General features: G+C 45.3%; 11 protein-coding genes. 2 read left to right on the top strand and 9 right to left on the bottom strand.

Features of this window, described 5'->3' with window-relative positions:
* Positions 1-642 precede the first annotated feature (642 nt).
* Positions 643-4,386: a vitamin B12-dependent ribonucleotide reductase gene (locus H3S82_RS06215; protein WP_198232148.1), complete on the top strand. Its 3,744-nt coding sequence runs from the start codon at positions 643-645 to the stop codon at positions 4,384-4,386.
* Between the two features lie 944 nt (positions 4,387-5,330).
* Here H3S82_RS06215 and miaA read toward each other — a convergent pair.
* The gene (gene miaA / locus H3S82_RS06210) at positions 5,331-6,197 is read right to left on the bottom strand and encodes a tRNA (adenosine(37)-N6)-dimethylallyltransferase MiaA (RefSeq protein WP_198232149.1); all 867 of its coding nucleotides are present in this window, start codon (positions 6,195-6,197) and stop codon (positions 5,331-5,333) included.
* A gap of 14 nt (positions 6,198-6,211) precedes the next feature.
* Between miaA and serB the strand changes: the two genes are divergently transcribed.
* On the top strand, positions 6,212-7,111 hold the full coding sequence (gene serB, locus H3S82_RS06205; protein WP_198232150.1) for a phosphoserine phosphatase SerB: 900 nt from the start codon (positions 6,212-6,214) through the stop codon (positions 7,109-7,111).
* A gap of 303 nt (positions 7,112-7,414) precedes the next feature.
* Here the strand turns inward: serB and H3S82_RS06200 are convergent, their stop codons facing one another.
* The 8 genes from H3S82_RS06200 to H3S82_RS06165 form a co-directional block, all read right to left on the bottom strand.
* Complete coding sequence (locus tag H3S82_RS06200) at positions 7,415-8,911, bottom strand: Do family serine endopeptidase (RefSeq protein ID WP_198237123.1); 1,497 nt, start codon at positions 8,909-8,911, stop codon at positions 7,415-7,417.
* 137 nt (positions 8,912-9,048) lie between these two features.
* On the bottom strand, positions 9,049-9,234 hold the full coding sequence (locus H3S82_RS06195) for a DUF2065 family protein (protein ID WP_198232152.1): 186 nt from the start codon (positions 9,232-9,234) through the stop codon (positions 9,049-9,051).
* Positions 9,234-10,130 carry a protease modulator HflC gene (gene hflC, locus H3S82_RS06190; RefSeq protein ID WP_198232153.1) on the bottom strand — a complete coding sequence of 299 codons (897 nt, stop codon included), beginning with the start codon at positions 10,128-10,130 and terminating at the stop codon, positions 9,234-9,236. The genes H3S82_RS06195 and hflC overlap by 1 nt, the downstream gene beginning before the upstream one ends.
* Positions 10,130-11,317, bottom strand: coding sequence for an FtsH protease activity modulator HflK (gene hflK / locus H3S82_RS06185; protein ID WP_198232154.1), 1,188 nt, complete (start codon positions 11,315-11,317; stop codon positions 10,130-10,132). The genes hflC and hflK overlap by 1 nt, the downstream gene beginning before the upstream one ends.
* 111 nt (positions 11,318-11,428) lie before the next feature.
* Positions 11,429-11,938, bottom strand: coding sequence for a dihydrofolate reductase (locus tag H3S82_RS06180; protein ID WP_198232188.1), 510 nt, complete (start codon positions 11,936-11,938; stop codon positions 11,429-11,431).
* A complete protein-coding gene (locus H3S82_RS06175) occupies positions 11,935-12,729 on the bottom strand; it encodes a thymidylate synthase (RefSeq protein ID WP_078039419.1) in 795 nt (264 codons plus the stop codon). Before H3S82_RS06175 ends, H3S82_RS06180 begins: the two co-directional genes overlap by 4 nt.
* A 538-nt stretch (positions 12,730-13,267) precedes the next feature.
* On the bottom strand, positions 13,268-14,434 hold the full coding sequence (locus H3S82_RS06170) for a M20 aminoacylase family protein (protein WP_198232155.1): 1,167 nt from the start codon (positions 14,432-14,434) through the stop codon (positions 13,268-13,270).
* 50 nt (positions 14,435-14,484) lie between these two features.
* Positions 14,485-15,789: an MFS transporter gene (locus tag H3S82_RS06165; RefSeq protein ID WP_198232156.1), complete on the bottom strand. Its 1,305-nt coding sequence runs from the start codon at positions 15,787-15,789 to the stop codon at positions 14,485-14,487.
* Positions 15,790-15,845 lie beyond the last annotated feature (56 nt).

The raw sequence follows: 15,845 nt of genomic DNA, 5'->3' as shown, positions 1-15,845 counted from the left end.
CTATCTCACCATGAAATTTATGTTTTTTTAAATCCTCTCTTTGAGAATTCCAGCCAGAGATATTTTATGTTCACGTTATTTGACGAAAAATAAAGAGTGGAATTTATTCGTCCCCGTTATTCACATCATTTTTCCACCAGTGAACCCACTATATCTAGTTGTTGTACGATTTGAACAAACGACTCCTTGACGGGAAAGTGGTTTTGTTCTTTTATGGCTTTCAAGCTGATGTGCTTTAAAGCGCGTCACGTTCCACATTGTAATCATGAGTAAATCAGTGAGTAGTCAAAATTGTAATTGCGAGCGGGCATGGCTCGCAATTTTGTTGATTTGCGTTGTTTTGAGGGTCCATGAAGCGTTGTGTAAAACTTAAAAGTTTATAATAAATTCACTATATTTGGTATAGTCTTTGAGTTAATAGCACAACATATGCCAGCGAACATCTTTCGCTTAAAGAATGTGTGTTATAGGTAACTGCATTTGACGGATCACAAGAATGGTCCGTTTTTTGCTCGTGACTTACGATAATAAATTAGGGGTTAATCTCTCTCGCCCGTTGTAGAAGATTGAAGAGATTAGGGACAGTTTGTCGTCGGTTAAAACCGACAGGGGCAAACACAACATATTGAATAAGGACAGGCTATGAAAATTGCGCGCCATTTCACAAAGGAGGGACAATCTCCCTACACTGGTATTGAATTCCATAAAGCGACAAGTGAAATCAAAAATCCCAATGGTTCGATCGTTTTCAGGCTCGAAAATATTGATGTTCCCAGCCAGTTCAGTCAGGTAGCGGCCGATATTCTGGCACAAAAATATTTCCGCAAGGCAGGCGTACCGGCAGCCTTGAAAAAAGTAGAGGAAAATGGCGTTCCTTCATGGCTTTGGCGTTCTGTAGCAGATGAAAAAGAACTGGCAAAAATTGCCGAAGACAGGCGTTATGGTTCGGAAATGGACGCGCGACAGGTTTTTGATCGTCTGGCCGGAACATGGACCTATTGGGGCTGGAAAGGCAAATATTTCGATACCGAAAATGATGCCCGCGCTTTTCATGACGAACTCGCCTATATGCTTGCCACTCAACGTGTCGCGCCCAACAGTCCGCAGTGGTTCAATACAGGGCTGTTCTGGGCTTATGGTATTGATGGTCCAAGTCAGGGACATTTTTACGTCGATTGGAAAACCGGAGAACTGACAAGGTCGAAATCGTCCTACGAACATCCACAACCCCATGCCTGCTTCATTCAGTCTGTTGCGGATGACCTTGTGAATGAAGGCGGCATTATGGATCTATGGGTGCGTGAAGCCCGCCTTTTCAAATACGGTTCCGGTACGGGTTCGAATTTTTCGCAATTGCGCGGCCAAGGTGAAAAACTTTCCGGAGGCGGTAAATCTTCCGGTTTGATGAGCTTTCTAAAAATCGGTGACCGGGCAGCCGGTGCGATCAAGTCGGGCGGTACTACGCGTCGCGCAGCAAAAATGGTTGTGGTCGATATCGATCATCCCGATATTGAAGCCTATATCGACTGGAAAGTTCACGAAGAGCAAAAAGTAGCCGCTTTGGTGACCGGTTCCAAAATTGTCAAAAAACATCTCACAGCCATTATGAAGGCTTGTGTCAATTGCGAAGCAGATAACGGAGACTGTTTTGACCCTAACAAGAACCCGGCATTAAAACGGGAAATTCGGGCAGCCAAAAAAGATCAAGTTCCGGAAAATTACATTCAACGCGTTATCCAATTTGCCCGTCAAGGCTTCCGTAATATGGAATTTGATACTTATGATACAGATTGGGATTCGGAAGCCTATCTTACTGTATCAGGGCAAAATTCGAACAATTCTGTTTCTTTGAAAGACGAGTTCTTACGTGCTGTCGAAAATGACAGCGATTGGAACCTTATTCGTCGCACAGACGGAAAAGTGCATAAAACAGTACGCGCCCGTGATTTGTGGGACCGTATTTCTTATGCAGCTTGGGCTTCTGCCGATCCGGGTGTGCACTTCAATACAACGATGAATGATTGGCATACGTCACCTGCCGAAGGGCCAATTCGCGCGTCGAATCCGTGTTCTGAATACATGTTCCTTGATGACACAGCCTGCAATCTTGCCTCGATCAATTTGTTGACCTATCGCAATCACGATGGTTCTTATGATCTCGACGCTTATGAACATAGTGTCCGTCTATGGACTATCGTTCTTGAAATATCGGTGATGATGGCGCAATTTCCATCCAAAGAAATTGCCAAACGTTCCTATGAATACCGCACACTCGGGCTTGGCTATGCCAATATTGGCGGCTTGTTAATGACTTCCGGTATTCCTTATGATTCGGACAAAGGACGCGCAATTTGTGGTGCCCTTACTGCAATCATGACCGGTGTTGCTTATGCGACATCGGCTGAAATGGCCAAGGAACTTGGAGCATTCAAAGGATATAAACCGAATAAAGACAATATGTTGCGTGTCATTCGCAATCATCGCCGTGCGGCCTATGGGGAAACGACAGGTTATGAAGGTCTATCCGTTAATCCGGTGGCTTTAATTGAAAAAGATTGCCCGGATCCGAAGATGGTCGAACGCGCCCGTAAAGCCTGGGACAAAGCTTTGGAACTTGGTAAGCTCTATGGCTATCGCAACGCGCAAGCCACCGTTGTTGCTCCGACCGGAACAATCGGCCTTGTTATGGATTGCGACACAACCGGTATCGAACCTGATTTTGCATTGGTGAAATTCAAGAAACTTGCCGGTGGCGGTTATTTCAAAATTATCAATCGCGCTGTTCCGGAAGCTTTGCGCACATTGGGTTATTCCGAAAGCCAGATCGCCGAAATTGAAGCTTATGCAGTCGGTCACGGGAATATCAATCAGGCGCCGGCAATTAACCCGACAACATTGAAAGCCAAAGGTTTCACTGACGAAAAGATCGAAACTTTGAACGAGGCAATGAAAAGTGCCTTCGATATCAAGTTCGTCTTCAATAAATGGACATTGGGCGAGGATTTCTGCAAAAACGTTTTGAACTTCACTGAAGAACAGCTTGATGACGTTTCTTTCGAGATGCTCCCTGCTCTCGGCTTCTCGAAAAAGGATATCGAGGCCGCCAATCTTCATGTTTGCGGTGCAATGACACTTGAGGGTGCCCCTCACCTCAAACAAGAGCATTATCCGGTATTTGATTGCGCCAATGCTTGCGGAAAAATCGGCAAACGCTATCTGTCGGTTGAAAGCCATATCCGCATGATGGCAGCCGCCCAACCTTTTATTTCGGGGGCTATTTCCAAGACGATCAATATGCCGAATGATGCAACTGTCGAAGATTGCGCAAATGCTTACATGTTGTCATGGAAACTCGCATTGAAAGCCAACGCGCTTTATCGTGATGGTTCGAAATTGTCCCAGCCATTGAATGCATCGCTCATTGCCGATGACGATGATGAAGATGCGGTTGATAACCTGATTGAACAACCGGCGGCTGCACGTACGGCAAAAGTTACAGAAAAGATCGTCGAAAAAGTCGTTGAAAAATATATTCATGAACGCGAAAAATTACCGAATCGCCGGCAAGGCTACACGCAAAAGGCGATCGTTGGCGGACATAAAGTCTATCTTAGAACCGGTGAATTCGGTGATGGACGTCTGGGGGAAATTTTCATTGATATGCACAAGGAAGGCGCTGCATTCCGTGCAATGATGAACAATTTCGCTATCGCCATTTCGCTTGGGCTACAATATGGCGTACCGTTGGAAGAATATGTCGATGCTTTTACGTTCACCAAGTTCGAACCGGCTGGAATGGTTCAGGGAAATGATGCAATCAAAAATGCAACGTCAATTCTTGACTATGTTTTTCGGGAACTAGCGGTTTCTTATCTCGGTCGTTATGACCTTGCCCATGTCGATATGTCCGACTTTTCCAACACTGCCTTGGGTAAAGGTGTGAGAGAGGGTAAGACAAACCTGATATCGACAGGTTGGACGCGCGGTTACAATCTGAAACTGACAGATCCCAAAGGGCCGGTTGCAAAAATCGCGACGCCAGCCACAAAGTCGAATGTAACGACATTGAAAACTGCAACTGCTGTCCAATCAAAAGCTTCATCAGCTTTAGAAACGCATGGCGCTACTGCTTTGAAACAGGACTTGGCTGAAGAAGAAAACAAAATCAATAATTTGTTCGATGCCGATACTTCTGAAGAAGCAAAAGCAGAAGAAATGGCCAATGAAGTTGCAGAGGCCAAGAAACTCGCATCTGACCGCAGAAAACAGGCTATGATGCAAGGCTACACCGGAGATATGTGCTCCGAATGTCAGAATTTCACAATGGTGCGTAATGGTACTTGTTTGAAATGTGATACATGTGGTGCTACAAGCGGTTGTAGTTGATCATTTTATACTTTTCCTAATTTTCTTAACGGCCCCTTTGAGGGCCGTTTTTTTGTCGCCTCCTTTGGTTATAGAACACGATATTCATGTTCTGCTTTTTTCATTCCCGAAACACGAATGGAGCCCCCAAAAGACCTATCAAAAGACCCGATTGATCGCTCGGTTGCGTCATTTTCTACTTTTTCAAATCTATTTTCGGGATAGATCGCTTATAGAATATAAAAATTGATAATCGCAACACGCCAGCCCGATGAAGAAATCGCGAAAACAATTTGTTCAATTGTTCATGCGGTTCCATTTACATAAACAACGAACGCCGCTCGTTATAAATTCACGATCAGAAGCTGATTTGTATTCCTCGTCCTATGAGAGATTTTCCCGAATATAGGATAGATAATTACAATTTCTTTCCATCAACTTATCTCATGCTGGTCAGCCCGCTATTGTCCATTGCATGGCTGGCAATTCACGACATATTCGCTATGATCAGGTCTGTTCAAATAAGACTTCCGGTAACTGTTATAAGAAAAGTTTTAAACAGCCATAAAAGCCAACCAGCCTAAAATGGACAGCAAAATTTTTTTGCCACACAAAATATTCAACCGGCCCCTTTAGCCAAGAGACAAGAGCTGTTATCCAATCACTATAGAAACGAAAATACCTCAAAAAGGATAGAAACACCGATTGGTTGAAATATTCACTTTTTGATTCAAGTTTTTTATTTATGAGACTGATTTTTAATTACTTTTCAGACAAAAACGATTTTCGTCAGTTCCTTGGAATGATCGAACAATTGCACTTCTCTGATGATATTTCCTCTTTATGCAGCCTCGATCACAAAAACGCGTATGTTTACTGATCGCATTTTTAGATAACGACTTTAAGGCCTGAGACCATAATTTCGTCTGTCAATAAAAGCTTGAACAGTTCTTTTTCAAAAAGATTTAAATTCTTTTCCAGTCACTGGCTAACTGGTGCCGGAACCATGTCATTTGGCGTTTTGCATAACGGCGCGTACCTGTTTTGGCTTTGACAATTGCCGTTTCAATTGAGTCTTCATCTCGTAAAACTCGGTTGAATTCTGGTACACCAATGGCTTTCATAGCGGGCATTGAAGGATCCAATCCCAGTTTTATCAGTGAACGGACTTCGTCCAAAGCACCATTATCAACCATTTTATCGAAACGATCTTCTATACGGCGATAAACAAGGTTACGGTCCGGCATTAAAAGTAATTTGGTGACATCTTCACCTTCAAGTACCGGTTTAGTCTTTTGACTTTGCCAATAACCAAGAGGTTTTCCTGTTGCCTCATAGACTTCCAGCGCACGAATAATTCTCTGGCCGTCATGGTCACTCAAGCGACGAGCGACCGGGCCATCAATGTCTTTAAGAATATTGTAAAGCGCAGATGCACCTTTTTTCTTCAGCTCTTCACGCCATTTTTCTCTTATATTTGCCGGTATATCGGGAATTTCGGCCATGCCTTCCAATAAGGTTTTAAAATAGAGTCCCGTTCCTCCGACAAAAATAAGAGGGCCTTCAACAGACTTTATGATATCCGAAGCATCTTTAAGCCATTGACCCGTAGAATATGGTTTTTCGGGTGAAACATAGCCGTAAAGATAATGTGGAACGCGCATCATATCATCATTATCTGGTCGTGCCGTAATAATCTGCAAAACACTGTAAACTTGCATAGAATCGGCATTGACAATCGAGGCCCCGCTTTTCTCTGCCAATTTTAAAGCAAAATCCGACTTGCCGCTTGCCGTTGGTCCCGCTATCAAAGTAATTGTTCTTTTTTTCATGAGCGGAGTTTTCTATGTCCCGAAGTGAGTTGCTTGTGGCAACGTTGATTGCCAATCCTGATAGACCGGTTTTAACACCGCAGCTCGTTGATAAAGCCTCTCATAGTCTTAATGCAAGCACTGTCTATTGGCTTTGTGACGGAGTTGCATGTGATATCCCGCTTGGTGACAATATCGGACCAGAAAAAGCGAAACAAGCCTTGCGTGCCGCACTTCAGGGCGAACCGGTGGATTTTGCTGTCCAAATTCAAGACAAGAGGCGGAAAAAACTGCTTGTCGCCGACATGGACTCAACCATGATCGGACAAGAATGTATTGACGAACTTGCCGATGTTGCGGGATTGCGCGACTATATTTCCGACATCACCAGACGCGCCATGAATGGCGAAATTGCATTTGAACCGGCACTTCGCGAGCGGGTATCCCTGTTGAAAGGTCTGCCATTATCAATCATTGACGATGTCATTGAAAACCGTATTACTCTGACCAATGGAGGAAAAGAACTTATCGCCACCATGCGCGGGAATGGCGCTTACACCGCCCTTGTTTCAGGCGGTTTTACATTGTTTACAAAAAAAATAGCAAATGCAATCGGTTTTGATGAACACAATGCCAATGAACTTGTCGTTGAAGACGGGCATCTTGCCGGTGTTGTCAATGAACCTATTTTAGGCAAACAAGCAAAATTGGAAAAGCTTGAAGAACTCTGTGAGAAATTGGATATTTCACCGGAAGATGCCATGGCCGTGGGTGATGGAGCTAATGACCTTGCAATGCTTAATCTGGCCGGTTCCGGTGTTGCACTCCATGCCAAGCCACTTGTGGCGGAAGCTGCTTCAATTCGTATTGATTATGGTGATCTCACCGCTCTTCTCTATCTACAGGGTTATCGCAAATCGGATTTTCTCCATTGAAAAATATCTCGTAATCATACTCCGGCGAGAAAGAAATTCGCTTTCTCGAGTTTGATAGTCAATTCGCCAAATCCGATATGGTAAAAGGCGCTGAAAAACCAAATCATGGAAAATAGGCGCATTAAAGCTTGTTTCAAACACCATCTGTTTTTGTGTTGAAGTGATAATTCAATGCGAACGGGTTGGCCTGAACAATTACAGAAGCAGTTACGCCTGATCATTGATAATGAATTTAGCTATCCGATATTGATGGTCAGAAACCATGTAAAAAAGCTCGCTCCAGTATCGTCCGAATATCGCACATCATTCAAGACGTAATGTAACAAAGCGCAACTCGCCATCCTCGCCGGCAACCATTAAAAGCGCATTTTTACGGCCGTTTGCGCGTAAAAGTTCCAACTGTTTTGAAACATCTTCCGGCGTTTTGACAGCCTGCTGATTGATATCAACGATAACCTCGCCAGTGCGAATACGTTTTTCGTCAGCCGCACTATTTGCCGTTACAGCGGTAACGACAACGCCATTAATATCCGGCTTGATATGGAAGCGTTTGCGCAGTTCGTCAGATAGTGCCGACAATGTCATCCCCATTGCGTGGATGGAATCAGAGGCTTCCGCCTTTTTGTCTTCTCCGCCATGCTCGTCGTCGTCAGAAGTCTCGGTTTCCAGTTCCTTTTCTTTGAGGCGCCCAAGTTTCACTTTTACTGTCTTCTCTTTGCCATTGCGAAGAATAGTTACGTCGACAATTTTACCCACGGGACTTTCAGCAACTATCCTTGGCAATTCACGCGCGTCTTTAATGGCATGCGTACCAAAGCGCGTGATCACGTCCCCGTCTTTCAATTGAGCATTATCGACAGTTTTATCGTCAATTTTGCCGGCAACAAGCGCACCTTCCGCTTTTGGCAATTTCAAACTATCCGCAATTTCCTGACTCACCGGTTGAATCCTTATTGCGAGCGAACCGCGACGGGTTTCACCAAATTGCTTGAGCTGATCCAATACACCGGTTGCCATATCGGAGGGGATAGCAAAACCGATACCGATAGAACCTCCGGATGGCGATATAATTGCGGTATTGATACCAATGACTTTGCCGTTCATATCGAAAAGCGGACCGCCGGAATTGCCGCGATTGATCGCTGCATCGGTCTGAATAAAATCATCGTAAGGACCGGCACTAATGTCACGATTGCGCGCCGAAATAATGCCGACTGTCACTGTGCCGCCAAGGCCAAACGGATTTCCGATAGCCATAACCCAATCGCCGATGCGTGCACTTTCAGAATCACCGAATGAAACGGCGGTAAGTTTTTTGCCCTTGGGATCAACCTGCAAAAGGGCGAGATCTGTTTTGGTATCTTTGCCCAAAAGCTTTGCCTTGAGCTTGGAACCATCAGTAAAATTTACCTCGATATCATCAGCATCAGCGATGACATGGTTGTTGGTAACAATAAGCCCTTTTTCGGCATCAATGACAAATCCGGAACCAAGAGACTGGACTTTGCGTGACTGGTTCAATTCGTTCTTGTCATTTTTAGACGAGAAAAAGTCGTTAAAATATTCCTGAAAGGGTGCACCCTCTTCCACTTTTGGCGGGGTGGTTTTATCTCCCTGTTCTGTTCCTTTTATTGTCTGGGACGTTGAAATGTTGACAACCGCATCCAACAAACCCGACGCAAGATTTGCGACCGATTGAGGTGCTTTGTGTTCCAATGCGACTTCTGCAAAACTTTCAGACTGAGAAAATGAAACAACCGAGCAAAGAGCCGCAGCAAGCATAAAACGCTTTAACACCATATTCCTATCCCATCTGAAAGCGACAATGACCGTGCTATCATCCCGTTTAAAACATTTCATGACAAAGGGAAATGACTGAATTCTTCCTGAACCAGCCTTTACCCCCAATTATCAATAGCTGATTTTTACCCTATCATTTACGAATGTGAAAGCCACACAATAATCAAACCGATAACCATTGCACAAAAGCCGCTCATACGTAATATATGTTCAGGCGTCACATCTATCTGTGACGCCATTTTTTTTACCAATGCCGGAAAGCCTGCATAAACAAGTCCTTCGATAAAAAGGACAAGACCAAGTGCAGTAAAAAAGAGCTCCATCAATTATTTGCCGGTGCATTCACTTTTCCGGTCGCCAGTGGATTATGGAAATAATAAAAGAAATCCTCGTTCGGCGAAATAACCATCGGTGTCGATTTCAACTTCTTATAATTTTCCATTGCCAACCAGAAATCATAAAATGACGGATTGGTTTTTCTCGCTTCCAGCAATAGACGAATGCTTTCAGCCTGTCCTTCACCGCGGGTAATTTCGGCGTCACGCTTGGCCGCTGCAACGATTTCTTCGTATTCGCGATTGGCTTCGGCCACAATGCGGTCCCGTTCCTGCTGACCACGAGCACGAATATTTTCGGCTGCTGCCTCACGTTCGGCTGCCATCTGGCGATAGACATCTTCCGATACTGCATCCGTCAAATCGGTTTTGCGGATTCTGACATCAACAATCGTAATGCCGAGTGAACCGGCATCAGCCGAAAATTGCTGCTGAACCTCTTCCATCATAGCTCCACGTTCATCCGACAGGGCAGCTTTGAATTCGCGCTTTCCATAAACGGCACGCAAAGCATCAATGAAGCGTGGTGCCAGATTTTCCTCTGCTGCAACTTGCGGACGACCCGAGCTGATGCGCTGCAGGAACAATTTCGGATCGGTTATCCGATAGATGAAGAATGCATCGACCTCATAATAGGCACCACCGCGCACCTGCACAGATTGCGTAGGAACATCATAGCGCAACAGACGATTATCAATAATGACTGTTTGGTCGATAAAAGGCGTTTTGAAGTAGAGTCCCGGTTCCTGTTCGACTCTGACAATTTGCCCGAAACGTTTAACTGCAATCTGCTGACGTGGATAGACGATAAATACCGACATCCAGATTGCCAAAAGAACAACAATAATGACACCAAGGGCAATGAAAAAACGGTTCTGCTGCATTATTGTTGCCCTCCTGTGGTATCAGAGCCAGATTGGGTTGGCTTTGCCGCCGTGGAAGTTGCGGACGGCCGATCCTTTGCCGACATCAATTCGCTCAAAGGCAAATAGGAAACAGGTCCACCGTTTTTCTGATCAAGCACCAGTTTATCCGGTGCATTGAGAATGCTTCCTATTGTTTCCATATAGAGACGATAGCGGCTCGCCTCGGGGGCTACTGCTGCCTCATGCGAGATTGCTTCGAAACGTTCCGCACGGCCTTTTGCCTCTTCAATCATCTGGGCTTTTTCGCCCTTGGCAACTTCGCGTGCTTTTGAAGCCTCACCGTTGGCCTGCCCCAATTTCTTGAAACGTACGCGGTTACCCTCTTCAATCATACGTCCACGTTCCTGTTCAGCCTGCTGAACAGAATTAAAGGCTGCTGCAACTTTCGTCGGCGGAGCAGCCTCGCTTATAGAAACACGATTGATCTGTACACCGATTTGATATTTATCGGCTGTCGACTGGATAATCTTTTTCACGTTATCGGCAACTTCTTCTTTCTTGTCACGCAGAACATCGTCAACCGGACGGCGTCCGATCACTTCGCGCATGGCACTTTCTGCAACCTGACGCACAGTGCCTTCCTGTTCATTGACATTGAAGAGATATTTGCCCGGATCGGAAATGCGATAATATACGGAAAAATTGACATAAACGATGTTCTGGTCGCTTGATAGCATCAAACCGTCGCTCTGTTGCGTTTGCCCGGGCTTACCGCCGATGGCAATCGATTTTTCCGTAAGTGGCACTTTCAAATAATTTTCAATCGGCCAAAAATGGAAATGAAGACCGTCATTGATAATGCCGGGTTTCGGCACACCAAATCTCAGTTCAACAGCCTGTTCATTCTGCTGGACAATGTAGAAACACTGAAAAAGCCAGAATATGATTGCAACGATAATCACAACAAGTACGATGGCACCACCGCCGAACTGTTTGAGTGTATCCTGACCTTTGCGCAAGATATCGTCTATATCCGGACCATTACCGCCATTATTTCCGCCGCCATTGCCGCCCGAACCTGTCGGCTTTCCGCCCCACGGATTTTTGTTATTGCCATTATCATTTCCACCACCGCTCCAGGGGCTTCCACCGTTATTTCCGCCGCCTCCCCATGGGCCGCCGCCATTCTGATTGCTCCAGGGCATAATCACCTCTTGCTCAGCGCTACAATCGCGCAAATTTATCGTTCCTCTTTTATAGGGATGTAAATCTAACGTTTCAACGCATTGATCGCGCTTTTGTCCTTTTTTCAAAGCTTATTGACGTTTATAGACGACAAATCTTGTAGGAAATGTGTCTTTTGGCCCTTCAGGCACTATTTCAGTTGATAAAGCTCGCCAATTTTCGGGATCAAATGACGGGAAAAATGTATCTCCTTCAACAGGTGATAATATCTCCGTCACATACATACGATCGGCAAAAGGCAACGCTTCTTTGAAGACCGCTCCTCCACCGATGACAAATATCTCATCCGTTTTTGCTTTTATTGCTTCTTCCTCAGCTAATTGTCGAGCTTCGGAAAGAGAATGGGCAACAATCGCCCCCTCTCCCGAAAAAGACTTATCCCGGGTGATGACAATATTGACCCTTTCCGGTAGCGGCTTTCCGAGCGAATCCCATGTTTTACGCCCCATAATCACAGGATGCCCGAGTGTCAGTGATTTAAATCTCTTCAAATCGGTTGACAAACGCCACGGCATTGCGCCATCGCGACCAATAACACCGTTTTCAGCAACAGCAACAATGAGACTGATCGTTGTCATCAGACTGCCACCGGCGCTTTTATGTGCGGGGCTGCTACATAGTTTTCGAGTTCAAAATCCTCATATTCGAATTTGAAAAGATCTTTGACTTCCGGATTAAGTTTCATCGTCGGCAAGGGCAATGGTTCGCGTGTTAATTGCAGCTTCGCCTGTTCAAAATGGTTGGTATAGAGATGGGCATCGCCGAATGTGTGAACAAAATCTCCAGCCTTCAACCCTGTGACTTGTGCAATCATCATTGTCAACAAAGCATATGAGGCAATATTGAAAGGCACTCCCAGAAATATGTCTGCCGAACGTTGATAAAGCTGGCAAGACAGTTTTCCATCGGCCACATAAAACTGGAACATGCAATGACACGGCGGCAATGCCATTTCATCAACCAATGCGGGATTCCACGCTGAAACAATCAGTCTACGGGAATAAGGGGTCTTGACAATCATGTCGACAACCTTGGCAATCTGGTCGATGTGGCGGCCATCCGGAGCCGGCCAGGACCGCCATTGATAGCCATAAACAGGTCCGAGATCGCCATTTTTATCTGCCCATTCGTTCCAGATAGAAACGCCGTGTTCATTCAACCATTTGATATTGGTATCGCCACGCAAAAACCATAACAGCTCATAGATAATCGAGCGGACATGAAGCTTCTTCGTGGTCAAAAGCGGAAAGCCTTTGGAAAGATCAAACCGCATCTGGTAGCCAAATACCGAACGCGTCCCCGTTCCGGTACGATCGGAACGGTCAACGCCGTTTTTCAGAACATAAGAAAGAAGGTCGAGATAGTTTTTCATGACTTTTTCATTAGCAGATTCTTTTCAAAAAGGGGAATAGCCACACCATGCTCACCCCCACCTCTTTCAACAATAAATCACACTGGAAAGTTAAATCACGTGTGAAGATTGTATTTTTCGGTTTTGAAACGTCTGAACTACTCTGCCGCTGTCGCGCGGGAATTTTTTCGATTAATCGCTACTGTAACTTCAGACATTTTTAAGTAATGAATCATGTAAGTTCTATAACACCTTCATTCGAAACGCATTTTCGAGGAGCATTATCGAGATATGAGAGGCTTTGAAGCGAAGTTCGTAAATTAAAAAGACTTTCGTAAACTTCTGACCTTAGGCATTCACTGCCGATAAAACCACGTTCGACAAGAGTTCGGAGAGTAATATTCGGACACGTCATTATTTTGGAAGCCGGCAATTTTGCACAAATTGTCGAAATCTCAAGGTTCAAAAGCTTTTCGGCCTCCGATTGTTGGTAAGTGAGAACGAGGCGAACCTAACCTGTCTCATTGAATAAACGGGCCTAACACCCGATTTTTTCACTCTAGCTAAGATAAGTTTCCACCAGCCGCACCCAATAAGTGCTTGCACGCAATAACAATTCATCATTGAAATCATAATGATCGCTGTGGAGGTTTGCCGTGTTGCCATTACCGATAAAGAAATAACAGCCTTGCTTCTTCTGAAGCATGTAAGAAAAATCTTCACTGAAAGTGAACGGTTGCGACCGCTCTTCGATAGCGTCTTTGCCAAACGTTTTTTCGGCAACATCACGAGCAAAAGCGGTCAGTGTTCTATCGTTTTGGCAAGCAGGATTGAGATGAAAATAGTCGATTTCACATTTTGCTCCGAAGACATTTGCCTGATATTCAGCAATCTCTTTTACGCGTTTTTCAAGAAAATTGCGCGTTGTCTCGTCATAGCTGCGGATCGTTATCTTCAATTCTGCGGTTGCAGGAATGATGTTATATGCTTCGCCGGCGTGAAAACTTGCTACCGTTACAACGGCAGGTTTTAACGGCGATAGATTGCGCGAAACAATTGTTTGCAATGAAGTAACAATTGCAGCACCGACAACAATCGGATCGACCGATGTTTCCGGCTGCGCACCATGGCCGCTTTTTCCCTTAACAACAATTCTTGCGCGGTCCGAAGCGGCGGTTGCCGCACCCGGAATAAAGCAGAATTTCTCTAATGGAACCCCCGGAACATTATGATAGCCGAATATAGCATCACAGGGGAATTTTTCAAAAATTCTCTCTTCAATCATACGTCGTGCACCTCCCAAACCTTCTTCGGCCGGTTGGAAAATAAGATTGAGCGTACCGGAAAATTGCTTTGTGCGAGCCAGATAGCGAGCCGCCGCCAACAAGCTTGATGTGTGTCCGTCATGGCCGCAGGCATGCATTTTTCCGGAGTTTTTACTGGCATAGGACAAGCCGGTTTGTTCGGTAACCGGCAAGGCATCCATATCAGCGCGTAGCCCCAATGTTTTTTCCCCATTTCCGGCTTTTAAAGTTGCAACTATGCCGGTTCCGGCAAGCTCGGAGACTTTATATCCCCACCCCTCAAGCAATTTGGCAACAATAGCAGAGGTTGCTTTTTCTTCAAAACCGGTCTCGGGATTGGAGTGGATTTGATGGCGCAACGCGGTCATTTCTGGCAGATAGAGCCTGATGGCAGCAGCAACTTCACAACTATCTTCTATCATTTTCAATTACAGCCGGCGTGCCTTTCTCGCGAGGCACTCCAGATTTTCCCCTATTTCAATTTCGTTATTTTACCAGAATATAAAAGTGCCACAACGCTTATAAAAGCCGCAAACATAATATAATAGGCAATTGCACGATTGTCTCCGGTCATTCCGATAAGCGCGGTGGATATTGCGGCAGAAAAACCACCGAATATCGTAACGGCTATATTATAGGAAAGTGCAATTCCTGAAGAGCGGAAAGCTGTCGGAAAGAGTTCGGATAAGGCTGCCGATGCAGGCGCCGTATAAAGCACCATAAGAACCGCATAAAAGAATTGTTGGCCGATAAGGACCCACACATTCGGATGGGCTGACAATATCCAGAATGACGGATAGGCGAAAACAAAAATGGCGATAGCCGCTCCAATCATAATCGGACGCCGTCCGATCTTATCCGACCATGCTCCAACCAGCGGGCAAAACAGTAAAACAACGCCCATTACGATCATGCCGAGATAAGGAGATGTCAAAGCCATATGCAAATTGTTAATTGCATAGGTTGCCATAAAGGAACTAGCGGTCTTGCTCGTCACTGTCCAGATCATAACAATGCCGATACCTATCAATAGCGGCTTCCAGCTATTTTTGAGCAAAATGGCAAAAGGTACATGTTCTTTGATGCCTTTGTTCCTCTCGGCCAAGAATTCCGGTGATTCGTCAATTTGTCGACGAACGTAAAATCCCACAGGAGCAACCAGCATGCCGAAGGCAAAAGCCACACGCCAGCCCCAAAGCGCAACATCTTCAAGCGGCAGAAACGCGGTAATCATCCAACCTATGATGCCTGCCACAAGAAATGCGCCCGTCTGACTGACCTGTTGCCAAGCAGCATATTGGCCCCGTTTATTTGCAGGCGCCGTTTCAACGAGGATAGACAATGCCGAGCCGATTTCTCCTCCCGCCGAGATACCCTGTATAAGTCTGGCAATGACAATAATTATCGGTGCAAATATGCCGATCTGCGTATAAGTCGGACATATTGCGATAATCCCCATGCCGATAGCCATCAGAATCATCGTCAACGACAATGCCGACTTTCGACCTACGCGATCGGAATAACTTCCCAGAATAATGGCACCGAGAGGACGGGTCAAAAAGCCGATGGCAAAAGTGATAAAGGTAAGCAGCATCGACACCGTTTCATTGCCGGTCGGGAAAAACTGGTCGGAAATGAGATAGGCAAAAAGTGCATAGGCACCGAAATCATACCATTCGAGCATGCCCCCTATAACGGCAGCGATAATAACTTTCCTCGAAACCGCCGGACTTTCGTTTTCAGTCGAATCTTTCGTAAGCGTCTGGGCGCTCTGCATGAGTTCTCCTTAAGGTTATCTGCTTTTTCCAAAATATCATAAAGATAAACAACTAT

Source organism: Bartonella sp. M0192 (assembly GCF_016102305.1).
GTDB classification, from domain to species: Bacteria; Pseudomonadota; Alphaproteobacteria; order Rhizobiales; family Rhizobiaceae; genus Bartonella; species Bartonella apihabitans.
The sequence above is the reverse complement of the archived record's forward strand: the minus strand, read 5'-3'. Positions and strand labels throughout refer to the sequence as shown.

Bases quoted from the DNA above. Each gene is read 5' to 3' on its own strand.
- H3S82_RS06170 (WP_198232155.1), bottom strand. From the start codon at position 14,434: ATGATAGAAGATAGTTGTGAAGTTGCTGCTGCCATCAGGCTCTATCTG.
- H3S82_RS06165 (WP_198232156.1), bottom strand. From the start codon at position 15,789: ATGCAGAGCGCCCAGACGCTTACGAAAGATTCGACTGAAAACGAAAGT.
- hflC (WP_198232153.1), bottom strand. From the start codon at position 10,130: ATGCAGCAGAACCGTTTTTTCATTGCCCTTGGTGTCATTATTGTTGTT.
- H3S82_RS06195 (WP_198232152.1), bottom strand. From the start codon at position 9,234: ATGGAGCTCTTTTTTACTGCACTTGGTCTTGTCCTTTTTATCGAAGGA.
- H3S82_RS06215 (WP_198232148.1), top strand. From the start codon at position 643: ATGAAAATTGCGCGCCATTTCACAAAGGAGGGACAATCTCCCTACACT.
- miaA (WP_198232149.1), bottom strand. From the start codon at position 6,197: ATGAAAAAAAGAACAATTACTTTGATAGCGGGACCAACGGCAAGCGGC.
- H3S82_RS06200 (WP_198237123.1), bottom strand. From the start codon at position 8,911: ATGGTGTTAAAGCGTTTTATGCTTGCTGCGGCTCTTTGCTCGGTTGTT.
- H3S82_RS06175 (WP_078039419.1), bottom strand. From the start codon at position 12,729: ATGAAAAACTATCTCGACCTTCTTTCTTATGTTCTGAAAAACGGCGTT.
- serB (WP_198232150.1), top strand. From the start codon at position 6,212: ATGTCCCGAAGTGAGTTGCTTGTGGCAACGTTGATTGCCAATCCTGAT.
- hflK (WP_198232154.1), bottom strand. From the start codon at position 11,317: ATGCCCTGGAGCAATCAGAATGGCGGCGGCCCATGGGGAGGCGGCGGA.